The 25,409-nt window shown below is 69.1% G+C and carries 17 protein-coding genes; 6 read left to right on the top strand and 11 right to left on the bottom strand.

The genetic code is table 11. The features are described 5' to 3' along the window. Positions 1-32: 32 nt before the first annotated feature. From AMS65_RS10775 to galE, 8 genes are all read right to left on the bottom strand, one after another. Entirely contained in the window at positions 33-3,233 is a 3,201-nt protein-coding gene (locus tag AMS65_RS10775; protein WP_053384180.1) for an FG-GAP-like repeat-containing protein, read from the bottom strand. A 255-nt stretch (positions 3,234-3,488) separates the two neighbouring features. After that, positions 3,489-4,358, bottom strand: coding sequence for a glycosyltransferase (locus tag AMS65_RS10770; RefSeq protein ID WP_053384179.1), 870 nt, complete (start codon positions 4,356-4,358; stop codon positions 3,489-3,491). Between the two features lie 42 nt (positions 4,359-4,400). Then, a complete protein-coding gene (locus tag AMS65_RS10765; protein WP_053384178.1) occupies positions 4,401-6,128 on the bottom strand; it encodes a sunset domain-containing protein in 1,728 nt (575 codons plus the stop codon). A 268-nt stretch (positions 6,129-6,396) separates the two neighbouring features. Further along, complete coding sequence (locus AMS65_RS10760; RefSeq protein ID WP_162231761.1) at positions 6,397-7,464, bottom strand: CAP domain-containing protein; 1,068 nt, start codon at positions 7,462-7,464, stop codon at positions 6,397-6,399. A gap of 482 nt (positions 7,465-7,946) precedes the next feature. Continuing rightward, on the bottom strand, positions 7,947-8,924 hold the full coding sequence (locus AMS65_RS10755) for a glycosyltransferase (protein WP_053384176.1): 978 nt from the start codon (positions 8,922-8,924) through the stop codon (positions 7,947-7,949). Between the two features lie 34 nt (positions 8,925-8,958). After that, complete coding sequence (locus AMS65_RS10750; protein ID WP_053384175.1) at positions 8,959-10,599, bottom strand: sulfatase-like hydrolase/transferase; 1,641 nt, start codon at positions 10,597-10,599, stop codon at positions 8,959-8,961. Positions 10,600-10,633: 34 nt separating this feature from the next. Beyond that, on the bottom strand, positions 10,634-12,082 hold the full coding sequence (locus tag AMS65_RS10745; RefSeq protein ID WP_053384174.1) for an LCP family protein: 1,449 nt from the start codon (positions 12,080-12,082) through the stop codon (positions 10,634-10,636). Next, the gene (gene galE, locus AMS65_RS10740; protein WP_053384173.1) at positions 12,079-13,092 is read right to left on the bottom strand and encodes a UDP-glucose 4-epimerase GalE; all 1,014 of its coding nucleotides are present in this window, start codon (positions 13,090-13,092) and stop codon (positions 12,079-12,081) included. Before galE ends, AMS65_RS10745 begins: the two co-directional genes overlap by 4 nt. 243 nt (positions 13,093-13,335) lie before the next feature. On the opposite strand from galE, the gene AMS65_RS10735 reads away from it, so the two are divergent. Further along, positions 13,336-14,454, top strand: coding sequence for a glycosyltransferase family protein (locus AMS65_RS10735; RefSeq protein WP_053384172.1), 1,119 nt, complete (start codon positions 13,336-13,338; stop codon positions 14,452-14,454). A gap of 316 nt (positions 14,455-14,770) precedes the next feature. Here AMS65_RS10735 and AMS65_RS10730 read toward each other — a convergent pair whose 3' ends face one another. Then, positions 14,771-16,015 carry an MFS transporter gene (locus AMS65_RS10730; protein ID WP_053384171.1) on the bottom strand — a complete coding sequence of 415 codons (1,245 nt, stop codon included), beginning with the start codon at positions 16,013-16,015 and terminating at the stop codon, positions 14,771-14,773. Then, positions 16,016-16,534, bottom strand: coding sequence for a 5-(carboxyamino)imidazole ribonucleotide mutase (purE, locus tag AMS65_RS10725; RefSeq protein ID WP_053384170.1), 519 nt, complete (start codon positions 16,532-16,534; stop codon positions 16,016-16,018). 657 nt (positions 16,535-17,191) lie between these two features. On the opposite strand from purE, the gene AMS65_RS20020 reads away from it, so the two are divergent. From AMS65_RS20020 to AMS65_RS10710, 3 genes are all read left to right on the top strand, one after another. Next, positions 17,192-17,683 (top strand): FHA domain-containing protein, encoded by a 492-nt coding sequence (locus tag AMS65_RS20020; RefSeq protein ID WP_053384169.1) that lies wholly within the window; start codon positions 17,192-17,194, stop codon positions 17,681-17,683. Position 17,684: 1 nt separating this feature from the next. Then, on the top strand, positions 17,685-19,412 hold the full coding sequence (locus AMS65_RS10715; protein WP_053384168.1) for a variant leucine-rich repeat-containing protein: 1,728 nt from the start codon (positions 17,685-17,687) through the stop codon (positions 19,410-19,412). 128 nt (positions 19,413-19,540) lie between these two features. Continuing rightward, the gene (locus AMS65_RS10710; protein ID WP_053384167.1) at positions 19,541-21,457 is read left to right on the top strand and encodes a DUF7937 domain-containing protein; all 1,917 of its coding nucleotides are present in this window, start codon (positions 19,541-19,543) and stop codon (positions 21,455-21,457) included. A gap of 118 nt (positions 21,458-21,575) precedes the next feature. Here the strand turns inward: AMS65_RS10710 and AMS65_RS10705 are convergent, their stop codons facing one another. Next, positions 21,576-22,724, bottom strand: coding sequence for a 5-(carboxyamino)imidazole ribonucleotide synthase (locus tag AMS65_RS10705; RefSeq protein ID WP_193787023.1), 1,149 nt, complete (start codon positions 22,722-22,724; stop codon positions 21,576-21,578). Between the two features lie 260 nt (positions 22,725-22,984). Here AMS65_RS10705 and AMS65_RS10700 point away from each other — a divergent pair, with 260 nt between their 5' ends. Next, the gene (locus tag AMS65_RS10700) at positions 22,985-24,607 is read left to right on the top strand and encodes a DHA2 family efflux MFS transporter permease subunit (RefSeq protein WP_083451622.1); all 1,623 of its coding nucleotides are present in this window, start codon (positions 22,985-22,987) and stop codon (positions 24,605-24,607) included. A gap of 10 nt (positions 24,608-24,617) precedes the next feature. Continuing rightward, positions 24,618-25,187, top strand: a complete 570-nt coding sequence (locus AMS65_RS10695; protein WP_053384166.1) for a MarR family winged helix-turn-helix transcriptional regulator — start codon at positions 24,618-24,620, stop codon at positions 25,185-25,187. Positions 25,188-25,409: the final 222 nt, after the last annotated feature.

The following is a 25,409-nucleotide window of genomic DNA, read 5'->3' as shown; positions in this document are numbered from 1 at the left end:
CTCCGCTCGCTCAATCAGCGGGATCCGCTCCGCTAACCGCGGGTCTCCAAGCGGTACAGGAACGCGGCCATCGCCTCACGCGACACGGGATCCTTCGGCGCGTACTTCGGCTTGCCCGAGCTCTGCTTGATCCCCGTCGACAGCTTCGACTCGTACATCCACGCGATCTCGCGGTAGAACTTGTGCGTGGTCGGCACGTCGGCGAACGGCGAGGTCGCCGGCGGGCGATACCCGCTGGGCTTCTCGAGCCGATACAGGAACGCGGCCATCGCTTCGCGCGACACGCTGCTCGAGGCGTCGTACACCGTGCCCGTGCTGGTCTTGATGCCCGTCGAGAGACCCGAGGATCGCATCCAGGCGATCTCCCGGTAGAACTTGTGCCCGGTCCCGATATCGCGGAACGGCGATGCCGACGGAGGCCGGTAGGTCTTCAGCGCGTCGAGACGGAAGAGGAACGCGGCCATCGCCTCGCGCGAGACTCCGACCCCCGGCTGGTACTTCGGCTTACCCGATGACTGCTTGACCCCCGTCGACATTCCCGAGGTGTACATCCACGCGATCTCGCGATAGAACTTCTGCGAGGTCGGCACGTCGGCGAACGGCGTGCTCGCCGGCAGCGGGGGTGTGCCAGGCACCTTCACCATCGTCGAGGTGAGCGACTTTGAGTCGTAGGCGTTGCGCTTGCCGGTCACCGTTACGGTGATGCGACGCCCGATATCGGCGGAGGTCAGCCGGTAGCTCTCACTGGTGGCACCGCGGATCGGGCTGCCGTTGCGGTTCCACTGGTAGCTGAGCTGCACGGGAGCCGGCTGCCATTTGCCCGAGGGGGCCCGCAGCGTCTGCCCCGACCCCGCCCGACCGGCGATCACCGGTACGGGCGTGCGCGTGAGGCGCTGCACGCCGACCATACGCGGGTGCGAAGCAACCCGCCATCCCGCCGAGAACCCCATACTCGCCAGTTCGAGCTTCGAAGCGCCGAACGCGCGTCCCGTGCTGAGCGCCGCACGAGCTCCGTCCGGGCCGAAGCCCACGACATCGGCGCGACCGTCGCCGTTCACGTCGACCAGCATGCGCGGATGCCGATCGGCCAGCCACGATTTCGCGCCGAACTCGCCCGACCATTTCACGGGCGCCGAGAAGGCAGATCCCGAGCTCAGCGCCACGATCACTCCGTCGCTGCTGAAGCCCACCACGTCGGCGCGGCCGTCGCCGTTCACGTCGACCAGCGTGCGCGGGTGGTGCCCCGTCTGCCATCCGGCAGAGGGGCCGAAACCCGACACCCAGCGCGTCGCCGACCCCAGTCCGGATCCGGTGTTCAGCGCCACATAGACTCCGGCGGATGCGAAGCCGACCACGTCGAGGCGGCCATCGCCGTTGACGTCGGCGAGCGTGCGCGGATGCTCCCCGACGCGCCAGCCGTCGTTGCCGCGAAACGCCGTCGACCACTGCTGCGCCTTCGCGAATCCGCTTCCGGTGCTCAGCGCCACGTAGACGCCCGCGCTCGAGATCCCGGCGATGTCTGCGCGCCCGTCGCCGTTCATATCGGCCACGAATCGCACGGAGTTGTCGACCCACCAGCTGTTCGCAACGGTGGTGCCCGTGCCCGATCCGAAACCAGCGTACCAGCGCTGCATCGCGCCGAAGGAGGTCCCTGTGCCCAGAGCGACGTAGACGCCACCCGCGGCGAAGCCCACCACGTCGGGCAGACCATCGCCGTTCACGTCGGCCAGCGTGCGCGGGTGGTATCTGACGTCCCACCCGCTCGCCGCACCGAACTGCGTCGACCATCGGGTCGCGGGCCGCAGCGCGGACCCCGTGCTCGTCGCCACGTACACGCCGTCGTTCCCGAAGCCCACCACGTCGGCCATGCCATCGCCGTTCACGTCGATGAGTGCGCGCGGATGCGTCAGCGCACCCCACCCGGCCGCAGTGCCGAACCCGCTGCCCCAGGTTTTCGCGGCTCCCAGCCCGCTCGATGAGCGGAGCGCCACCTGCACGCCGTTCGCGCTGAAACCCACCGCGTCGGGCAGACCGTCGCCGTTCATGTCGGAATCCCAGGGCAGCATCTCCTGGGTGTCGTCGACGCCGTTGCCGTTCGCATCGATCATCAGCACCGCGGCCGTGCCGCTCGAGGTCTGACCGGTCGGGGTGTACCCCGGACGATCACCGGTCACCTCAACCGAGATGCTCTTCCCCAGGTCGTCTCGCATCGGCCGATAGCTGGCGGCGGTAGCCCCAGGGATGACCTTACCGTCGCGAAGCCAGCGATACCGCAGGGTCGTCGGAGCGGGGCTCCACCCCGTCACCGACGCCGTGAGTGTGCCGCCGAGCATCGGAGCGCCGCTGATCGTCGGCTTCACCGTCTTCGTGAACGGCTTGGTCATGTCCTTGATGTGGATGTATCCCTGGAATGCGCTCGGAGACACGGTCCGCGCACGGTACGCACCCGACCAGTTGTAGTTGTACTCCTCGATGACGATATTGCCGTTGTTCAGCACCTGTGCCACCCAGGCCACATGCCCGAAGTCTGCGGAGGCACCGTTGAACCCCGGTCCGCTCCACGCGACGGCGCCCACCTCGGGTGTCGTGTCGACGCGGATCCCGACCTTCTTCGCAGACGCCGCCCACTCCCCCGCGTTACCCCAGCGTGCTAACCCGAGGTACTGATTGCTGAATTCGATTCCGTTCGCGCTCCGGAGCCGCCACGCCACGAACGACGTGCACTGACGATACGCGAAGTTCCAGTCGTCCCAGATGTCTTTCTGACCGACGAAGTACGGCCAAGGGTTCCTGTTCTTCAGGGGGTAGTCATTGCCGAGCACAACACCACGACCGGCCGCGTGCGTCACCGGCTCCGGGTCGGACCCGTCCCACGGTTTCGCCGTGTCGGGTCCGGGAGAATCCGAGGCCAGACCGCCGTCGGGGCCGCGCGGGCCGTCGAGATCTTCGGCGTCCTCTGCATCCCCGCTCCCATCACTAGCAGCACTATCGAATCCGTCGGGTGGCTCCGGAAGGGACGGCTCCTCGGCCTCCGGAGTATCGGAGTCCGAGGATCCCGGATCCTCGCTCGGGGCTTGCGTGTCCTGTCCGCTCTCCTGCCCGCTCACCTCGCCGTCAGCGGGCTGATCGACCGCCACCGCCGGAGCGGACGTTACGAAAGCGGGCATGGAAACGAGCAGCGCCGCCGCGAGCACCATCGCCCACGCGCGCGTCGATCCCCATCGATTCCCCATCGGCTCTCCCCCAACCCGTGCGCTCCAATCTAATGGATCGCGCGAATCGGCGTCTCGTTTTTCTGCGCACTGCGACTCGCAAGCTTGCGCAGCACAGGCTCCGTCCCGTGGGTCGGCGTTTGGATCCTGCGACTACGCGCAGGATGACGGGGCTCTCGCGCAGGATGACGGAGGCGCTCGCGCAGGATGACAGGGCGGTGCGCGCGCAGGACGACGGGGTAGCGCCCCCGCAGGATGACGGGGGTCGGCCTGAGCTCAGGTCGCGGCGCGATCCCCCGGCAGCCCGCCCCCGATGAGGCCGCGGAAGAGCACGCGCTTCACCCCGGCGGGCAGCAGGCGGTACACGCCCTTCATCACGACGTTGCGCACGTACTGCGCCGGCGTCACGAAGCCCATGCGCAGCAGTTCTCGCTGCAGCCGCCACTCGGTGCGGGCCTCCGACCAGCCGCCGCGCCGGGCGAATGCGCCGGCACCCACCCGGTAGGCCAGCAGGGGTTCGGCGATGTTCTCCACCCGGGCCCCGGAATCGATGATGCGGATGCCCAGCCAGTAATCCTCCATCTTGCCGAACGCCTGGTAACGCCCCACGCGGTCGAGAGCCTCGACCCGGTACATCATGGTCGGGTGGTTGAACGGGTTGTGGGTGCGGGCGTGATCCCGGATGCGCTGCGCGCCCACCGGCGGGGTGCGCAGCGCACTCGGCCGATCCGGATCCGCGTCGAACTCCTCCATGCCAGTGCCCACGAGGTCGTAGCCGCCCTGCAGCAGGTCCCACTGGCGCTCGAAGCGCTGCGGCCGGGAGACGTCGTCGGCGTCCATGCGCGCCACCACGGAGTAGCTGCACGCGTCCAGTCCGCGGTTGAGCGCCTCGGTGAGTCCGCGGTTCTCGAGCAGACGCACCAGGTGCACCGGGATGGGGCTCTCCGCCTCGATCCGCTGCAGCTCGGCTTCGAGCGCGTCGGGCACGGGTCCGTCCTGCACGATCACGGCCTCGGCCGGCCGCAACGTCTGGCGGTCCACCGAGCTCTCGAACGCGAGCCGCAGGAACCCCGCGTCATCGCCCGCGTACACCGGCAGCAGCAGCGAGAAATCGGCCTGAGCGGGGGCGGGAACCGGATCTGACATGATCCCACAGCCTACCGGCTGCCGCCGTCCCGCTCCTCGCACCTACAGCTTGGAGCGCCGGTAACCGGCTGCCTGGGCGGCCGCCTCGGTCGCGAAGCACTCCTCGGGCTTGGTACGGCTGTAGTACCGCCCGCCCGGCACGTGGTAGATGCCCGAGTTCGCGTTGCCCTTGATGGGGGCCCAAGCGGGGCAATCCCACGCCGAAATCGGCCAGGTGCGCGTCGGATAGGCGACCCTCGCCGTTGCGGCCGACATGCGGGTCTCAGATGCGTACCCGCTCTTCACGCCCGTCACGCGGACCGAGAGAGAGCGGCCGACATCGCCGGCCCCGAGGCGGTAGCTGCTGCCCGTCGCCCCGGCAACCGCCGCTCCGTTGCGGTACCACTGGTAGGAGATGCGCACTCCCGAGGTCCACGTACCGCGGTTCACCGTCAGCGTCGAGCCGACGGTCGTCGAACCCGAGACCTTCGGCTTCGAGGCTCGCATCACGAGCGGAACCTTCTTCGCAGCCGAGACCTTCGCCGTGTTGAGATACCCGCTCTTGGAGCCCGTGACGCGCACGGTGATCTTCTTGCCGGCGTCGCTCCCGACGAGCTTGTAGCTCGCCTTCTTCGCGCCGGCGATGGCCTTGCCGTCGCGGAGCCACTGGTAGGAGAGCTTGACGGGCTGCGGCTTCCAGGTGCCCGCCCGAACCGAGAGCGTGCTCCCGACCTTGGCGGTGCCCGTTATGCCGGGTTTCGGGGCCGCCTGCATGAGCTTCAGCACCGTCGCGGTCGACGCCGACGTGCTCGACGCGGTCTGGTATCCGGACAGCTTGCCCGTGACGGTGACCGTGATCCGCTTTCCGCCGTCGGCTGCCTTCAGCGTGTAGCTGGACTTCGTCGCTCCCGAAATCGCCTTGCCGCCGCGCTTCCACTGGTAGGAGAGCTTGACGCCGGCAGGCTTCCAGGTGCCCGCCTGGGCCTTCAGCGTCTTGCCGACGACGGCCGATCCGCTGATCTTGGGCTTCACCGTCGTGAGCGCGCCCGCGACGACCGCACGAGTCGCAGCCGAGGTCGCGCTCCTGCTCGCGTACCCGTCCCTCGTCCCGGTAACCGTGACGGTGATCCGCTTGCCGAGATCCGCCGCGAGCAGCTTGTAGCTCTTCGCGGCGGCGCCCGAGATGGTCTTGCCGTCGCGCTTCCACTGATACGCGAGCTTCGTGCCGCTGGGCAGCCAGGTTCCCGCCTGCGCCTGCAGCATCTGGCCGACCGTCGCGGTGCCCGAGATCGTCACCTTGCCCGCAGCGAGGGCACCGGGCTTGACCGGCACCGCCGCTGACTCGTGCACGGCCTGACGATAGCCCGCTTTGTCCGCAGTGACCCGCACGCTCAGCGCCCGGCCGTTATCCCCGGGAACCGGGATATAGGTCTGAGCGTCCGCACCGTCGATCGGCAGGCCGTCCCGCAGCCACTGGAAGGAGAACTGGATGTCCTCCTCCGCCCACGTGCCCGCAGTCGCCTGCACCGCGACGCCGACGACAGCGGTACCTCCAGAGATCGTGGGAGGTGCGGTGGGCGCCTCGAAATCGAGGAGCTCGGGCTCGGGTTCCCCGTCACCCTCCGAGGGATCCTCGTCCCCGCCCTCAACGCCGGTATCCTCGCCGCTGAACACCTCGCCCCCGGGCGCGAGCTCCTCGGCATGCGCCGGAGTGGCCGAGGCATCGACGGCGACCGCGCCTCCTCCGAGCACCAGTGCAGCGGTGAACACCGCGGCGAGCAACCGTCTCATCACGTCCTCCTCGTTCGACGGGGAGAACAGACACCATTCCCCGAACCCAGAGCAAGCTTACTCATTGTCGGGGCATATCACGCGCACCCGTGACGCACCCGGATCCCTCAATTCGAGGCGCCGCCGCCGACCGCTCAGGCGAGTCGGCACCGACTACCGCTCAAGCGAGTGGGCACGGCCTACCGCTCAAGCGGCTCGGCACAGCCGCTCTCGGAGTCCCGCTTCTGGATGAGCGCCGAGAGCGGGGTGACTCGTCCGGGGTTCGCCCCTACGACTTGGCCCGGTAGAGGAAGGCCGCCATGGCCTCGCGGGAGACCCGGTCCTTCGGCAGGTACTTCGGCTTGCCCGAGCGCTGCTGCACCCCGGTCGACAGCTTTTCGTCGTACATCCACGCGATCTGCGTGTAGAACTGGTGCGAGCGCGACACATCGGCGAACGGCGACGTGCCGGGTGCACGATAGCCGGAAGGGTTGTCGAGCCGGAACATGAACGCCGCCATCGCCTCGCGCGACACCCCGTCCTTCGGCGCATACTGGGGCTTGCCCGAGCGCTGCTTGATGCCCGTCGACAGCCCCGACGTGTACATCCAGGCGATCTCCTTGTAGAACTTGTGCGAGACGGGGACATCGGCGAACGGCGACACCCTGGGAGCGGTGTATCCCTGGGGAGCTTTCGCGCCCGACGGCGTGCTCAGCCGGTACAGGAACGCCGCCATGGCCTCGCGCGACACCGTGCCCTTCGGCTGGTAGCTTCGACCGCCCGTGGTCGCCACCCCGGTCGAGAGACCGCTCTTCAGCATCCACGTGATCTCGGTGCCGAATTTGTGATCCTTGCAGACATCGAGAAACGGTCCGTCGCTCGCCGGCGGCGCGAGCGACGCGCCCTGATACTCGGCGAACACCTGGGTGTAGTAGGGGCGGCCGAGGCTGTCATAACCGACCCCGATGCCGATGTGGGTGTAGTTGCCGACCATGTTGCCGAAGTGCCCGGGCGAGTTGCGCCAGCCCTGCACGACGCTCTGATGCGAGAAGCCGGCTGCGACATTCTCGCCGACGCGCTTCCACCCGGCCGGCACCTCGCTGGCCAACCGCGGGTTGTGGTACATCCGGGATTCGCGGGCCTGCTGCTCGGACCAGCGCCGCGCGAGGTCGTTGAGAGCCTTGCTCGCCTGCAGATCGGCTTTCTTCTGCGACTTGCGTACGGCGTTGGTCTGCTCGTGCACGGTGGTCCACACCGTGCACGCGCTGGGGCGCTTGCTCGACGCGTTGAGGGTCAGTTCGGTGTCGCTCGCTGCGGACGCGCCCTCGAGGCCGGGAGCTGAGGGCTTCGGCTGCACTGAAGCATCCGTCAGCACTGACGATTCCGGTGCCCTCTGCTGCTCGGTCGGCTGAGCTGAGCCGTCTTCCGCCGGTGCCTCCGATGCGGACGGCTCGGGTTCTCCCGGCTGCTCGGAGCCCTCGAGAGGCTCTGCGGAATCGACCGGCTCCGGAGAGGGGTCCTGCGAAGGGTCCTGATCGCCGTGCACATCCGTGTTCGCCTCGATCGCGGGATCGGACTCCACCGCGAGCGCACTCGGAACGGGGCCTCCGACGAGCAATCCGCACACGATCAGGAGAACACAAGCCACATGCGTTCGACTGTTACCCCGCATCTCGACCCCCCGGTGTGATGCCCTCAACCCCAAAAACGGGAGACAGATGTCCACCGTCGCAATGCAGACTATCGACTCCGAGACGCGGGAACCATGGACCTCTGGCAAGCAGTACGTACGACTCAGGTCCAGGATCGCGCAGCCCCGGAGCAGCCGCGGAGCGCGCTCTATTTCGAGTCGAGCTTGGAGAGTCTCTCGATCTCGACCATCACATCGACGGGAACCCCCGTGTCGCGGAGCACGACCCGAGTGGGTCGCGGCGAGCGCAGCCAGCCGTCCTTCCACCCGCGCCGCAGGCAATCGCGCAGCTGGGCCCGATCCGAGGAGGCCAAGAAGGTGCGGAACCAGCGTCGAGCGGTCGCAGCGGAGTAGAGCAGCTTCTCCCACCCGAACAGCGCACCGCTGCGGCGGAACACCCAGAGCTTGTTGCGCACCTCGAGGTAGAAGCGCGAACCCGGGTCCTGGTCGCTCGAGCCCCGCTTGGCGGTCTTGTGGGTCACGACGGAGTCGGGCACGTAGAGTCCGCGGGCCCCGCGCAGCAGCCGTGCCGAATACTCGAAGTCGTCGTTCCAGAGGAAGTAGTCGGCGAGCGGCAGACCCAGCTCGCGCACGCGCGCGGCGCGGAGGAAAGCCGAGACGAAGGAGATCGAGCGGATCTCCATGCAACCGACCTCCTCTGCACGGGCTCGCTCATCGGCCGAGGCTCGGATCTTGGCCTTGGGGGTGTTCATGGGATGATCGTCGCCGTCGGTCCAGATGACGCGGGATCCCATCACGGCGAGGTCGTCCTGCCCCGTGGCGAGGTAGCGCTCGTGCGCGGCCAGCGCCCCCGCGAGCGCGTCCGGGCCCGGAACCGTGTCGTCGTCCATGACCCACACCCAGTCGATGCAGTCCTCGGCGACGGCCGCGGCGATCCCCGCGGCGAACCCGCCGGCGCCGCCGGTGTTCCTGGTGAGACTGATCAGACGCGCCCGTTCGCCCCAGTGCTCCAGCAGTTCGGAGGCGACCTCGCCCGATCCGTCATCGGAGGCGTTGTCGACCACCACCAGGCGATCGACGGGTCGACTCTGCGCCGCGAGCGCCTCGAGCGATTCCCGCAGCAGCTCGCGTCGGTTGTAGGCGACGAGCACGGCCGTCACGCGCATGCGCACACTCCTTCAGGATTCGAACCCGCCCAGTCTAGCCGGACGCCTCGACACCCCACAGGTCGCGGTAGAAGGCGGCGGCGCGCGACTGCGTCACCGCACGGTACTCCTGTTCGTCGAGGTCGAGGATCGTTCCCGCCGGCACCTCGTCGGCGCCGACGAGCGCCGACACTCCGATCCCGGCCCGGTGGTCCTCCAGTTCGACACCGGCGAGTTCGAGGAGCGTCGGAAACATGCTGAACTGGTCGATGTCGCCACGGGCGAACTCGACCCCGTCGGGTGTCCACACCCGATTGAAGATGGTGCGCCCCTCTCGGTTCCTGAGTTCGTCCCAGAAGCTGTTGGTCTCCGCCTCGAACTTCAGGTGGTCCCCCATGAGCACCACGGTCGTGTCCTCGAGCACCCCGGTCTGCTCGAGGTAGTCGACGAATCCCGCCACCTGCTCCATCGAGCAGACGGTGATCGACGTCATCGGCTCCGCGGTGTCGTCCGGGCAGTAGTCGTAGTGATACGGCGACTCGTGCGTGTCGAGCGTGAGCAGCGTGAGGTTGAACGGCTGCCCCTGCTCGTGCAGGCGCGTCACCTCCTCGCGGGCCCGCTCGAAGAGGCGACGGTCGGAAAGCCCCCAGTCGGAGCGGATCTCCGTCTCGCCGAGGCCGTACCACTCCTGCAGAGCGTGCACCTCGTCGTAGCCGTGGGACTCGAGGAAGGCCCCCTTGCCCGCGAACCTCGCATCGGCTCCGCCCATGTAGACGTTCCGATACCCCTCGCGGGACAGCACGTCGCCCAGGCAGGTCGCGCCCGGCAGATACTCGTCCACGGCCTCGCCGTCGTGGCCGATGAGGTTGAGCGCGGTCGCATCCGAGACGGCGCCCGCGGTACGCAGCGGGATCCCGCACTGCGTGCTGACCAGCCCCGCCATCGTCCAGCCGCCTCCCTCGTACTGGTGCAGCGCCGGGATCGCATCCCAGCCCTCGGTGGCCTCCTGCACCGGGGCGAGCATGTTCGTCTCGAAGATGCCCTCGTCGGCGAAGGTGTCCTCGATCGATTCGAGGTAGATCGTCACGAGGTTGCGCCGCTCGCGCCCCTCTCCGCTATCGGGGCGCATGCCGGGCCCGCCCTGAGCGTTCGCGCTCACGCCGTGCCGCGGCACGGCGTAGTAGTCGGCGAGCGTCGTGCCCCCCGCGGCCTCGCGCGCGTACGCCTGCACGTACTCCGCCGCCCCGATCGTGGAGCCGAACACCGCCGCACCGCCGAGGGGCGCCGCGACCGCCAGCACCAGCGCGATCCCGCGCAGCGCCCAGCGACCGCCGCCGCGCAGCACACCCCCGCGGTGCAGCTCGCGTCGCGACTTCTCCGTGAGCAGCAGGATCACCAGCACGATCGCGCACGGCAGCAGCAGGATCGTGACGGCTGCGCTCACGATCAGTTCGCCGCCACCGGCACCCTCGCCGCCCGGCAGGTTCATCAGCAGCTGATCGACCGAGATCACCCCGAAGGTGCGCCGCACCCAGAGACCGCCCGCTGCGAACACGGCTCCGAGCAGCACCAGCAGCCAGAACACGACGATCGCGGCGCCCCAGAACCAGCGCCCTCGATTTCGGGTCTCGACCGGAGCAGCCGCCCCGGCAGCCCCGTCCTGGCTCAGCGTCGTGTTGTCATCGTCTCTTGCCACAGTGCCGCAAGTTTACCGGCGCGCTATCCGAGGTTCACTCAGAGTTCTCCTGCGACGACGCGGCCGCCACGCCCTCGGCCACGAGGCCGCGGATCGTCGAGTAGTCGGGCATCTCGGGATCGACCGCCGGCGGTACGAGCTCCACGTTGACCGGGGAGTGCTCGCGCGCCTTCGTGGCGAGATCGACGAAGCGGCCGAGCATGGACTGCGGAATGTCGGTGTCGACGAGTTCCCCGCCCACCGCGGCGACGTCCTGGAACTTCGCGAGCACGTTCGTCGGGTTCATCTGCGCGAGGATCGCCGCCTGCAGCTCGCGCTGGCGCTCCATGCGGTCGTAGTCGCCGTTCGCCGAGCCGTAGCGGGATCGGGCGTACCACTGCGCGGCGAAGCCGTCGAGGTTCCGCTCGCCGGGCTCGATCCAGTCCTGCACCCCCACGAGCTCGCCGGTGTACGGATCGATCTGGCCGCCGATGGGAAGGCGCTCGCGCACGTCGATCGTCACGCCGCCCAGTGCATCGATGAGGCTCGAGAAGGCGTCCATGTTCACCAGCACGTAGAACTGCACCTCCAGCCCGGTGGCGCCGGTCACGGCGTCCTTCGTCGCCTCGATGCCCGGCGAGGATCCGCGCGCGTGCGCGTCGGCGTACATTCCGTCGTAGAGATGCTTGAACTCCTCGGGCAGCCCCTCGGCCTCGACGATCTCCGCCGTCTGCTCGAGCTCCGCGTGCAGGCCGTTCAGGTACCCGGTCAGGCAGCCGCCCTCCGGCCCGAACGCGTTGGGACCCACGCAGAACCCGTTGGGGTGCACCTCGCGCATCGGGGAGTCCTCGGGGAACGGCATCTGGACGAGTTCGCGCGGCAGGCCGATGATGACGGACTGACCGGTCTCGGCATCGACGCTCACGAGCGAGATGCTGTCGGGGCGCAGACCCTCGCGGTCGGAGCCCGCGTCGGTGCCGAGCAGCAGGATGTTGTAGCGGCCGTCCACCGGCTCCACAGCGGGGGCCCCCTGGAACAGGTCGCCGAGCAGGCTCCGCCCGGCCCCCACGGTGGTCGCCGCCCAGGCCGCACCGGCCGACGGCACCACGGTGAGCAGTACCGAGAGGATCACGATCGGTATCCGCCAGGCGCGCTGCACGCGTACCAGGCGCGTCAACCGCAGCGTGTCGAAGCCCAGAATCAGCCACAGCACCGCGTAGGCGAAGAGCAGGATCTGCAGCACGAGCAGCACGAAGCCGTTGGTGAAGAAGGAGAGCGTCGCCACGCGCGCGAGCAGCAGACCGAGCAGCGACAGGACGGCGCCGGTGATCAGCACGAAGGTCGCGACGAGCCCCGCACGGCCGAGTCTGCGATTGCCCGCGAGCACCTGTGCGCTGCCGGGCAGCAGGAAGCCGATCACCACCAGCCACCTGGCGCGCTTGCTCATGAGCGGCTCGGACTCCGTGTCGGGGTTGCGGAGCGGCCGTTCGAGGTCGAGGCTCATGCGGCGTAACCGCTCGGGTTCGCCGACTGCCAGGTCCAGGTGTCGCGGCACGCCTCCGCGAGGCTGCGCGTGGTGCGCCAGTCCAGTTGCGCATTCGCGCGCGAGGGATCGGCGGTCATCGCCGCGACATCGCCCGCTCTCGGCGGCACGACGGCGTAGGGCACCGGCCTCCCCGAGGCCTCCTCGAAGGCGCGCACCACCTCGAGCACGCTCGATCCGGTGCCCGATCCGAGATTGTAGGTCTCGACACCTGCGGCGATGCGCTCGAGCGCCGCGACGTGGCCCTCGGCGAGATCCATCACGTGGATGTAGTCGCGCACACCGGTGCCGTCGACCGTCGGATAGGCGTCGCCGAACACGCTGAGCCGCTCGCGCTTGCCGACGGCCACCTGGGCGATGAACGGCATGAGGTTGTTCGGGATGCCCGTCGGATCCTCGCCGATGCGACCCGACGGGTGCGCACCGACCGGGTTGAAGTAGCGCAGCAGCACCGCTCCGAGCTCGGGCCGGGCGGCCTGTGCGTCGCGGATGATCTGCTCATTCATGAACTTGGACCAGCCGTAGGGGTTGGTGACGCCGACCCCCACGCGATGCGCCTCGTCGATGGGAACGTACTGGGGGTCGCCGTAGACCGTGGCCGACGAGCTGAACACGAGCTTGTCCGCGCCGCGCTCGCGCATGATGTCGAGCAGGGCGAGCGTCGAATCGATGTTGACCTTGTAGTAGCGCGTGGGTTCGGCCACCGACTCGCCCACCGCTTTGAGGCCGGCGAGGTGGATCGCGGCGTCGAAGTCGACGCCGTCGAGGGCCGCTGTCGCAGCCGCGCGATCGGCCAGATCGACTTCGATCACCGGGATCCTCGACCCTGTGAGCTCCTCGACTCGGCGCACCGCCTCGGGACTGCTGTTCGAGAAATCATCGAGCACGACCACCTCGTGGCCGCGCTCCACAAGCACCAGTGCGGTGTGGGAGCCGATGTACCCGGCACCACCTGTCAGCAAAACACGCATACGCAACAGGGTACTTGGCCCCTCTGCGCGTCAGCCCGCAAACCGCCCCTCCGCCGGGGTGTGTCTCGTCATTCTCACCGGCGACTCGCACCGGCGAAGGTCACATTTCCATCACGGCTACATCTGATGCCGATCATCCCAACCGATCCCTCAGGCTTTCCGAGTGCCGACTCAATACAATGAAGCCGGTGGCACGCCTTCAGCCTGCTACCGGGGCGGATCTGAACATCTGAGGGGGAGACTATGGCCACACTCACCCTCATTGCCGAGCCTCTCCCCGACTGGGAGGCGGAGATGCACATCGCGGCCGCCCGAGACCTCGCCAAGGCCGTTGCCGCCACCGCTCCCCGCAGCTGCAGCGCACGCTTCCTCGTGGGCCGCGGCAGCTCGGCTCCCGAGTTCGAGTCGCCGCTGATCCGCGTCGAGAAGCTGCCCATGCGCGCCAGTCTGCTGCCTCTCGTGTGGCAGAGCAGCGCCACGGCCCGGCCCCTCGACGGCGAGTTCGTGCACTCGCTCACGCCCATGATGCCGCTGCGCTCCCGCGGCGAGGACGACGGCTCGCAGACCTCGGTGACGATTCCCCACTCCATCGCGTGGGAGGCCCCGGCGGTGCTCGGCGGCTCGCAGGCCCGCCTGTTCCGCGCCTTCACCCGCCGTGCGGTGAAGCTCGCAGACGTGGTCCTCACCCCGACCCACGCCACCGCGCGCGTACTGCAGCGACAGTACGGCGAGAATCTGCCGGTGCAGGTGATCCAGCTCGCTCCTCCCGCCGAGTTCCGAGCGGGCCCCGACGCGGCCGAGCGGCGAGCCGCGCTGGGCCTGCCCGAACGCTACGCGGTGACCACGTCCATGAGCGGCGAGCACGGCCGCCTCGAGTGGCTGTTCGACGCGATGCGCATGGACGCTTCTCTGCCCCCGCTCGTGGTGCTCGAGGGCTTCGATCCCGGCATCTCCCCCCGCGATCGCGACCCCTCGGACATCGGCGGCACCCAGGTGCCCGATGAGCTGCGCGACCGCGTCATCGCGGTGCAGGCGCGCGAACTCTCCGACATCGGCGCGGTGCTCGCGGGCGCCTCGCTCCTGGTGCAGCCGCAGAGCTTCTCGGGGACCGGATACGTGCTGCTCGGCGCCCTGTGCGCGGCCGTTCCCGTGCTGCACGCGGGTCACCCCGCCACGGCCGAGCTCGTGCTCGACGCCGGCGTGTCCGCCGATACTGCCGGTGCGTTCGCCGCCGAGTACACCCGCCTGTTCCGCGACACCGACGCGCTCGCTCAGCTCTCGGTGCTCGCGTGCGATCGCAGTCGCGGATTCTCCTGGTATGGAGCCGCCTGGCAGCTGTGGGAGACCCACGCGAATCTCTGACGTCGCCCGCGCGGGATCCGCGGGCCTGCCGCTCCGTGTTCGCGCGACCGCAGCTCCGTGTCCGCGTGCCCCCGCTCTCGGTCCGCGCGTCCCTCGCTCCGCGTTCGCGCGCCCTCGCTCGACGTTCGCGCGCCCTCGATCTACGTTCGCGCGTCAGTAGTTGTCACCAAACTTGACGCGAGGCAGCAACTACTGACGCGCGAAGAGGGGGCGCCACGAGGGGAGAGGGGCTACGAAGAGAGGGGTGCCGTGAGGGGCGGGGCGCTATGAGGGGACGGGCTGCTGCGGATGGGGACGCGGCTGCGGCACCGGGCCCTCACGGGCGCAGATCCACCGCGTCGATTCCGCCGTTCGCCCGAGCGTAGCCCCACGCCAGCAGCCCGGCGGCGAGCACCGACCCGGAGACCATCAGCACCGTCCCGATCCAGCCGCCCCACCCGAAGGCCACGCCCCCGAACCAGCCCAGCAGGCTCGACCCGGCGTAGTAGCCGAGGTTGTAGAGCGGCGGCGCGATGCTCCTTCCGCCGGGGCTCGCCCGGCGCTCGATGAGGCCGCTGGCGATGGAGTGCGCCGCGAAGAAACTGCCGGTGAACAGCACCAGCCCCAGGATCACGGCGGGCAGCGACGGCAGCAGTGTGAGCGTGATGCCCGCGAGCATGATCCCGACGCTGCTCAGCAGCACGGCCGTCGGCGGGATCGCCCGCGTCAGCTGCCATATCCAGCGAGACGCGGCCGCGCCCGCGAGATACGCGAGAAAGATCCACGACGTCTGGGCGAGCGTGAGGTTGAAGGGATCGTGCTGCAGCCGGAAGGCCAGGTAGTTGTAGGCGGCGACGAAACCGCCCATCAGCAGGAATGCCTGTGCCACGAGCACCATGACTCCGGGGGTGCGCAGACCGGCCAGAACGGCGCTCGGGATCGGCTTCGACGGGCCGGGCGGCACCGCTGTCGGCGGGACGCGCACCAGGAACACGAGCGTGGCGACGGCCGCGAGCACCGCCACCGCGGTCATTCCCCAGCGCCAGCCGAACAGTTCGCCCACCTCGGCCGCGATGATACGTCCGACCAGCCCGCCGATGGTGGTGCCCGCGATGTAGGTGCCCACGGCACCGCCCAGGGAGAGCGGCCGCACCGTCTCAGCGATGGCCGTCACCGCGATCGCGGGGAGACCCGCGAGCGCGACCCCCTCCAGCAGCCGCGCGGCGATGAAGAGCTCGAACCCGGGAGCGAAGGGAGTGGCGAGCCCCACCAGCATCGCGGCGGCCAGCGCGACGCGCATGGTGGGCACGCGGCCGAAGCGATCGGAGACGCGAGCCCACGGCAGCACTCCCGCCGCCACGCCGATGGTGGTGGCCCCGACCGCCCACGACGAGGCGCCCGCGGCGACACCGAACTCGCGCGCGATATCGGGCAGGATCCCCTGCGGCGAGTACATCTGCGCGAAGGTGGCGAGACCGGCGCAGAAGAGGGCGATCAGCGCGCGCCGATACCGACGGCTTCCGGCAGCGGCCCGGGGATCGTCCTCCTCCGAGACCGCGCAGTCTCCGACGGACTCCGCCACCTACTGGTCCGCGGCGATCCGCGCCTGCAGCGCAGCGTTCTTCTCGTCGACCATGTCGGTGAGCTCGCGCGCATATGCGTCAAGCCGCTTCGAGACCTCGGGATCGCTCGCGCCGAGGATCCGGGCCGCCAGCAGACCCGCGTTCTTCGCCCCGCCGATCGACACGGTCGCGACCGGGATACCGCCCGGCATCTGCACGATCGACAGCAGCGAGTCCAGGCCGTCGAGGCGGGCGAGCGGCACCGGCACGCCGATCACGGGCAGAGTGGTCATCGAGGCCACCATGCCGGGCAGGTGCGCCGCCCCGCCCGCTCCCGCGATGATCACGCGCAGGCCGCGGCCGGCGGCCTCCCGAGCGTACGTCACCATCTTGTCGGGGGTGCGATGCGCACTGACCACCTCGACCTCGTGCGGGATCCCGAACTCGCGCAGCGCCTGCACCGCGTCGCTCATCACCGAGAAGTCGCTGTCACTGCCCATGATCACGCCGACGAGGGGCGTTGCGGTGGTGTCGCTCATGAGAGCAATCGTAGTCGCTCGGGAAATCCGGTCTCGCCGGGCTCGCCTCGGAGACGCCTCCAGGCTTACGATGCGCATGCCTTCAGCTATCGCTCATTGCTCTGATTTCTACGAACACAATATGCTCGTTCACAGAGTATGTGAGGATCGCGGTACCGCACCGCGGAAAGAACGGGAGTCATGGCACAATTCGATCCGGGCCGGCCCGCGCCGTGGGACGACGAGCCGCTGCCGGGCTCCGCACTCCCCGCTCAGGTCCCCGCTGCTCCCCCTGCGCCCCCAGCTTCCCCGGCGCCGCCCGCACCCGCCGCGCAGTACGCACCGTCGGCTCCCCCGGCACCGCCCGCGCAGTATGCACAGCCGAGGCCCCCGATGCCCCCGGCGCCACCCGCACCCGGCGGCTTCGGAGCACCGCCACCACCGCCCGCTCCTCCTGCGCCCCCTGCGCCTCTCCCCCAGCAGCCGTTCAGCGGGGCTGCTCCGGTACCGGCGCAGCGGTACGAGCCGTCCATGCCCCCTTTGCCTCCGGCACCTCCGGCACCCGATCGGCAGTTCGGGCCACCGCCTCCGCCGCTTCCACCTGCGGCGCCCGCACAGTTCGCGCCTCCGCCACCGCCACCGGCACCCCCGGCACCCTCCGCGCCGCCGGCAACCCGGGTGCCATCGCTGCAGCCGCTCGTTCTTCCCCCGGCTCCGGCTGCCCCGGCCGCCCCGGCAGCCGAGTCGCAATCGTCTGCCGCCGATGACGAGGAATTCGAGTCGACCATCGTCGTCGTGCGCGGCACGGCCGCGACGCGCTGGAAGCTCATAGACACCGACGGCTCCGCGTTCGAGTTGCACCGCGTCAACCTGCTGGGCCGCAAACCCGCCGTGAACCAGGCCCCCGAGGGCGCCCAGATCATCGCGCTCTCGGATCCCGAGCGTGTGCTCTCGCGCACGCACGCGGTCATCGAGGTCGAGGACGACCGTGTCTGGATCACCGATCTCGACTCTACGAACGGCAGCGAAGTGCTCGGCGAGAACGGCACCGCGGACGAGTGCGCTCCGCGGACCCGCTACGCGCTCGCCCCCGGGCAACGCGTCAGCCTGGGCGGCCGAGAGGTGTCGTTCGAATCGCCCGACGGCGCGCGCCCGGACGCGAGAGGCTGAGATGCTCGATCCGAGAACCGAGCTGAGCAATCCGTCGACTCCGCCCGAGCGGCTCGCCGAGCTCGCCCAGCAGTACCCCGAGTACGGTCCTGCCATCTCGGCGCACCCCAACGCCTATCCCGAGCTGCAGGCGTGGATCACCCAGTTCGGACCGCAACAGGCGCAGGCACTCGCGCAGGCGCAGCAGGCTCAACAGCAGCAGGCGCAGGCGCAAGCACTCGCTCAGCAACAGCAACAGCAACAGCAACAGCCTTACGGTGCCGCGCAAGCGCACGGCGGGCCACAGGCGTACGGCTCTCCGCAGGGCTACGATCCCGCGTTCCAGCACTCCGGACCCGCCGCATACGGAGCCCAGCAGCAGGCGGCTCCCTCTCATCAGTCTCAGGGCGCCATCCCCTCGCGCCCCCGTGGCAGAAGGCACGCGCTGCTCATCACCCTCGCCGCGGTGCTCGTGATGCTGCTCGCGGCCGGCGGGGGCGTCTGGTGGTGGCTCGCCACGAAGCTCGGCGGATCGGCGACCCCGGAGGCCGCCGCGACGAAGCTGCTCACGAGCGCCGCGAAGCTCGACCCGCTCGCGCTCTACGGATCCCTCGCCCCGAGCGAGATCGCACCCTTCCAGGATCCGCTGCAGCAGCTCAGCTCCACGAGCCAGCAGGGATCCGACCAGAGCGTCGAACGCACCCTCCGGCAGCTCGGCGATGCCATCAGCATCTCGGTGACCGGCATCGAGACGCAGACCGAGACGATCGCCGCGGGAGTGGAGCGCGTCATCTTCACCGATGGGGAGCTCACCGTCGACGGCGACGAGGACCGGATCGTCGCGCTGGTGATGGACCTGCTCGAGGAGTACTCGTGGGACGCCACGGGCGACGACCTCCGCTATTTCGAGGAGGAACTGCGCGAGAATATCGAGCTGCCCTACACGGTCGACTTCCGAGAGCTGCGGCGCGAGGCTCAGGGCAGCGGTTTCGAGGGTGTGAGTCTCGTCTCAGTGGAGGAGCACGGCGGCTGGTACGTGAGCCCGCTCATGACGCAGGCCGACTACGTCTATCTCACCTCGCTCGGGTACGGCGGCGACTATACGCTCGGCACCGAGATCATCGCCGGTCAGGGCTCCGAGAGCCCCGAGACCGCGGCGGAGGATCTCGTCTCCTCGTTCGTCGATGCCATCGCGCGATCGGATCGCGATTTCGAGGAGGTCGCGGCCCACCTGCCGCTGGCGGAACGACGGCTGCTCTCCATCTACGGCATCGGGGGCTTGAACGCGCTGCCGCTCTCCCCGATCGGATCCGCCGCATCGGGGATCGAGATCCTCGAGCAGCGCTACAGCGCGCAACGGGAGGGATCCCGAGCCCGCATCAGCATCGACGCACTCGAGGTCGGCAAGCGCACCGAGGAGCACGGCTTCTCGCTGTTCAACGGCGTGCGCGTCGAGGGGCTGTGCGCCGAGACTTCCAACGAGTGGGTCAGCGACGTCTCCGACAGCTTCTACTACGAGTTGTGGGAGCGGCAGGGCGGCACCTCGAAGGGGTGCCTCGACGACCTGCCCGTCGCCGAGGAGCTCGGCCTCGAACGGCTGGCCGTGATCGCGGTCGAGGAGCAGGACGGCTGGTACGTCAGCCCCATCGCCACCTACGCCGACGCGGCTGCCATCGTGGCGGAACGGCTCCAGCAGCTCGCCCGCGACGGCGAGCTCGAGGATCTCTTCCACGATGCCAGAGGCTACTGAGGATGCCAGAGCCCCTGAAATGTCACAGCCCCTGAGATCATGAGCGAGCGGCCGAATAGGGCCGTCACGCTCTGCACCGCCCGACGGCTTCACCGCCGATCCACCCCGACTCCGGAGAACCCACCGACATGAGCTACCCTCCGCACGATCCGCAGGCCCACTGGCAGCAGGGGCAACCGCAGCCGAGCGCACAGCAGCCGGCGTATGCGCAGCAGCAGACGGGCGCCCAGCAGGGATACCCGCAGCAACAGGGATACCCGCAGCAACAGGGGCATCCCCAGTCGCAGGGATACCCCCAGTCGCAGCAGGGCGGCGCGTACGGCGCTGCAGGGCAGCCGAAGCCGAACCCCTTCGCGGGCACGCCGGTCTCCGACTGGGTGAGAGACGGCGCAGCGGTCGTGCTGCTGCTCGCCTCGCTCGCTCTGCCGTGGTCGCTCAGCTTCGAGTTCTCCTTCGACGGCAGCGGCATGAACATCGCCGCAACTCGCGTCGAGGTGCTGCTGATCACGCTGCTTTCGGCGCTGTCGGTATCCATCGGTTACCTGGCTCGAGCCGGAGTCTTCGGAGCGGCGTTCTCGGCACCGCGCGCGGCTCTCGTGCGCGCACTGCTCAATCTGCCCTATCTGCTGCTCATCCTGCTCTACGTGGTCTTCGATGCCGTGCGCCTCGGCGACCTCGGCACAGGAGTCGGGCTCGGTGCAGCGGCCACCGCGGGTCTGGCGGGCGCGATCCTCGCAGCCGTCCCGCGACGCCACGAGGTGTACGCTCCCGAGTTCTCGGCCACCGCGGCCCAGCACGGCCACCGCTTCGTCATCGGCTTCTTCATCATCGCGTCGGCCGTGACCCTGCTCGGCGTCGTGCTCAGCCTGGTGAACGCGCTGCGCAACGTCACCGGGTCGAGCGCGTTCATCCTGCTGCTCACGATCCTGCTCTCACTCGCGTTCACGCTCACGCCGTTGCTGCTGACGCTATTCGTCATCCGCCGCTCCGAATCGGCCCGCGTGCTCGCCCTCGCCTTCGGCGTCGCGATGATCGTCGGCACGTTCATCGCCGCGTTCGCCTCTCAGAGCTTCCCCGATTCGCTGTGGACCGACTACGGGTACCCCACCCTCCTCATCGGTGCTCTCGCGGGCGTGATGAGCCACGCCGGTCTGCCGTATGCGATGCGGCAGCAGCAGCCCCTCGCCGCCTGGCACTCCACGGTCAAGCTCACCGCACTCGCCGCGATCATCGTGTTCTCCTACTTCACGCTGAATCTGGTGGTCGCGATCATCGTGCTGCAGGGCAAGAACATCGGTTATGCCATCGGCATCCTGGTCTGCGTGGTGCTCTCCCTCGTGGCGGCCCTCGTGCTCCGCATGCAGCTGATCACCAACTTCCAGCACGGCCGCACGATCTCGGCCGGTATCGCCGGCGGGATCGCCGTACTGGGTCTCGTGGCCGTGGTGCTGGCCGGACTGCACAACTCCCGGCCGTTCGACGCCTCGTCCCTCGACTTCAGCAGCCTCCAGCTCGACAACTTCCAGTCGCTCATCTCATCGGTCATATCCATCATCGCGACCGCGGCATTCATGATCCCGTCGATCTTCGCCGCGTTCTTCGCACCCGCGGGTCTCATCCTGTACGGGCTCTTCGTCCCCACCGAGGTGCGCGGCTACTACGCCTCCGTGAGCCGGCAGCAGGCGCAGTACCCGCAGCAGGCGCAGGCGGGCTACCCGCAGCAGCACCAGGGTGCCGCCGCCGGCACCCCTCATCACCCGGCCGAGCAGCCGCACCCGCAGCAGATGCAGCAGGTGCAGCAGGAACCTCAGCAGGTGCAGCAGACGCAGCCCCCTGCCGCGGCGCAGCCGCAGGTCGATCCGGAACTCGCGCACCGTGCGCTCGACGCCGCGACACCGGCGCAGGAGCAGTTCGAGCTGGCTCAGCGCCCGGAGCTGTGGCCGTACCTCGCCCAGAACCCGGCTCTCTACGACGACCTCGCGCAGTGGCTCGCGCAGGTCGGAGACCCGCAGGTGCAGCAGATCCTGAACTCACGCGGGAAGTAGCTCCCGCGAGGCGGTTGTCCGGCACCATCGCCGGGTAACCGCCCCACCCGGGCGCCACGCGCCGCGAGGATCACACCACCCGCGGATCACACCGCCTGCGGATCACACCGCCAGAGGATCAGGCGAACGCAGCCGCTGTGGCTCGCGCCTCTGCCAGCACCTCGTCGAGGTCGTCACCCGTCACCGTGATGTGACCCACCTTGCGCCCCGGGCGGGGCTGCTTGTCATAGCTGTGCACTTTGGCGCGCGGGTGCTCGGCCAGCACCGCCGGGTAGCGCGTCGGCATCGGCCCCTCGGCCGGCCCGCCGAGCACGTTCACCATCACGACCGCCGGAGCGGTCATCGAGGTGTCGCCCAGCGGCAGGTCGGTCACCGCGCGCAGGTGCTGCTCGAACTGGCTGGTCACCGATCCCTCGATCGAGAAGTGCCCCGAATTGTGCGGGCGCATGGCCAGCTCGTTCACCAGCACGCGGCCGTCGCTCGCCTCGAACATCTCGACCGCGAGCACGCCGGTCACCTGCACCCCCTCGGCGACCGCCGCACCGATACGCGCGGCCTCTTCGAGCGTGGCGGGATCCTGCACGGGAGCCGGTGCGAGCACCTCGGCGCACACCCCGTCGCGCTGGATCGTCTCGACGACGGGCCAGGTGCGGGTCTCGCCGCTGGGTCGGCGCGCCACCAGCTGGGCAAGCTCGCGCGTGAAATCGACGAGCTCCTCAGCGAGCAGGCGGCCGCCGTGGCCGTCCTCCGCGAGAGCCGTGAACCAGTCGCGCACCTCGGCGGCGTCGGACACCACGCGCACGCCCTTGCCGTCGTAGCCGCCGCGAGCGGTCTTCACGACGGCGCGACCGCCGCGCTCGTCGATGAAACGCTGCAGCTGGGCCTCGTCCTCGACGGCCGCCCAGGCCGGGATCGGCACGCCGAGCTCGCCGAGCTTCTCACGCATCAGGATCTTGTCCTGCGCGTACTGCAGCGCGTCGGGGCGGGGGTGCACCGCAGTGCCGCGGCGCTCGAGCTCGCGCAGGATCTCCCCCGGCACGTGCTCGTGGTCGAAGGTGACCACGTCGACGGTCTCGGCGAAGGCGTACACCGTCTCCGGATCCCGGTAGTCGCCCACGGCGTCCGCCGCGCGCTCGGCGCTCGATCCCTCGTTCTCGGCCAGCACGCTGATGCGCAGGCCCAGGTGGATCGCCGGGGGCACCATCATGCGGGCGAGCTGCCCGCCTCCGATCACGCCGACCCTGATGCTGCCGCTCACAAAACCCATGGTGTCCATTCTGCCCTACCGCCGCTGCCTGCCACTCCGCCCGCCGCTCCGATAGGAGATCGACGCCCGCGCAGGAGGATCTCACGGTTTCCTTCCTGCGCAACGGGCGATCTCCTGCACGAACGGCGAACGAGTCCCGTGCCCGCACTCCCGCGGATTCGGCCGCCGCAGAGATAGTTGACATACATCAACCAAGTGCCTATAGTTGATCTTCATCAACTAACACCGCAATACCCCACGACGAAGGACTCCAGCTCCGCATGGCTCAGACCCTCACCTCTACCCCGCGCACCGCACCAGACGACGGCGTGCTGCGGGGGCGCGCGAAGAACCTCGCGCTCACCGGCCTCTTCCTCAGCATGGCCGTGTCCATGCTCTCGATGACGGTCGTCGGCACCTCGATGCCGATCATCATCGCCGACCTCGGCGGCAACCAGGCGGCCTTCACCTGGGTCGTCACCGCCACCATGCTGGCGAGCGCGATCTCGACCCCGATCTGGGGCAAGCTCGCCGACCTCACCAGCAAGAAGGTGCTGCTGCAGCTCTCTCTCATCATCTTCACCGTGGGTTCGGCGCTCGCCGGCATCGCACAGGATCCGGGCTGGCTCATCGCGTTCCGGGTGCTCCAGGGACTCGGAGCGGGCGGCCTCGGCGCGCTCGGCCAGATCGTGCTGGCCGAGATCATCAGCCCGCGCGAGCGCGGCAAGTACATGGGCATCATGGGCGCCATCATGGCGGTCTCCACGGTGGGCGGCCCGCTGCTCGGCGGCGCGATCACCGACGCCATCGGGTGGCGCTGGAACTTCTACGTCGCGGCCCCCATCGCGATCGTCGCGATCATCGTGCTGCAGCAGACCCTGCACCTCCACACGACGAAGCGCAAGGTCAAGATCGACTACCTCGGCGCTACGCTCATCTCCGCCGGCTTCGCGAGCCTGCTCATCTGGGTGACGCTCGGCGGATCGCAGTTCGAGTGGTGGTCGTGGGAGACCCTCGCGATGGCCGGGGGCGGCGTGCTGCTGCTCGTCATCGCGGTGATCGTCGAGCTGCGCGTCGACGAGCCGCTGATCCCGATGCACCTCTTCAAGAACCGCACCTTCACCATGTCGGTGATCGCGAGCATCGCTGTGGGCCTCGCGATGTTCGGCACCTCGGTGTTCCTGGGGCAGTACATGCAGCTGGCGCGCGGCAAGACCCCCACCGAGTCGGGTCTGCTCACCATCCCGATGATGGCGGGCGTGCTGCTCGCCTCGACCCTCGTCGGTCAGCTCATCTCTCGCACGGGCAAGTGGAAGGGCTACATGGTGGCGGGCTCGTTCATCATGCTCGCCGGCCTCGTGATGATGGGCCAGCTGCGCTACGACACCTCGTTCTGGTTCGTGGGCGTCGCGATGTTCGTGCTGGGCGCGGGCGTGGGCATGTGCATGCAGAACCTCGTGCTGGTCGTGCAGAACACCGTCTCGCCGAACGAGCTCGGCGTCTCGAGCTCGGCGGTCACCTTCTTCCGCACGATCGGCGGCACGGCCGGCATGTCGGCGATGGGCGCGATGCTCTCGCACCAGGTGGTCGCCTTCATCACGGAGGGTCTCGATCGTCTCGCGAAGACGAACCCCGAGGCACTGGCCGGCGCCGACAAGCTGGCGGGCGGCACGATCCCCAAGATCGCAGAGCTCACAGCCCCGATCCGCGACGTGGTCGAGTCGGCGTACGGCCACGGCATCGGCGATGTCTTCCTAGCCGCATCCCCCGTCGCCATCGTGGCGATCGTGGCGATCATCCTGATCCCGAACCTCCCCCTGAGCACGAAGAGCGCCGCTCAGCAGCGCGCCGAACTCGACCGCGAGGCGTCGGACGCCGAGGTCGCCTCGGCCCAGACCCGCTAGGTTCGAAGGCATGCAGGATCACAGCGCCCCCACCGCACCGACGGCGGACGACTCGCCTCGGGGAACCGAGATCGCCGGAATCATCTCGGAGTTCTCGGAGATCTTCGCCTCGGCGCGCACCCGCTGGGTGCGCTACGCGGAGGAGGTGCACCCGGATCTGAACGGGGGCGGCATCATGGTGCTGCAGACCGTGCTGCGCAAGGGGCCGGTCACCGCGACAGGCCTCAGCCAGATGCTGGGCATGGACAAGGCCATGGTGAGCAGGCACATCGCGAAGCTGCGGGAACTGGAGCTGGTCGAGACCGAACCCGCCCCGGAGGACCGGCGCGTGATCCTGCTCACCGTCAGCGAGCGGGCCAGGCTCCTCATGGAGCAGATCCGCGAGCGCTGGGCCCACTCCTACCATGAGCGGTTCGAGGACTGGCTCGTCGAGGACCTCGAGCAGCTGCGCAAGGGCCTGCACCGCTTCAACGCCTCGACCGATGACGCGCATCGCACCGACGGGCCCGCGATGCGGTGCGCGCGCGGTCACGGGGGCGGCGTCGCGGAGAATCGCGAGGACGACGAAGCCGCCGGTTGAGCGGAGCCTGCTGGTTGAGCGAGCGGGGCGCAGCGAACGCAGTCGCAGGATCTCGCGTGATAGATCCTGCGACTCGCAAGCTCGCGCAGGATGACGGTACTGCTGGTTGAGCGAGCGGGGCGCAGCGAAGCCCGGAGTCAGAGGTTTCGACTCGTCGCTGCGCTCCTCGCTCAACCAGCGAACGCAGTCGCAGGATCTCGGGTGATAGATCCTGCGACTCGC

It is taken from the genome of Leucobacter celer subsp. astrifaciens, assembly GCF_001273835.1.
GTDB lineage: Bacteria > Actinomycetota > Actinomycetes > Actinomycetales > Microbacteriaceae > Leucobacter > Leucobacter celer.
This window is presented reverse-complemented; position numbering and strand designations above follow the sequence as displayed.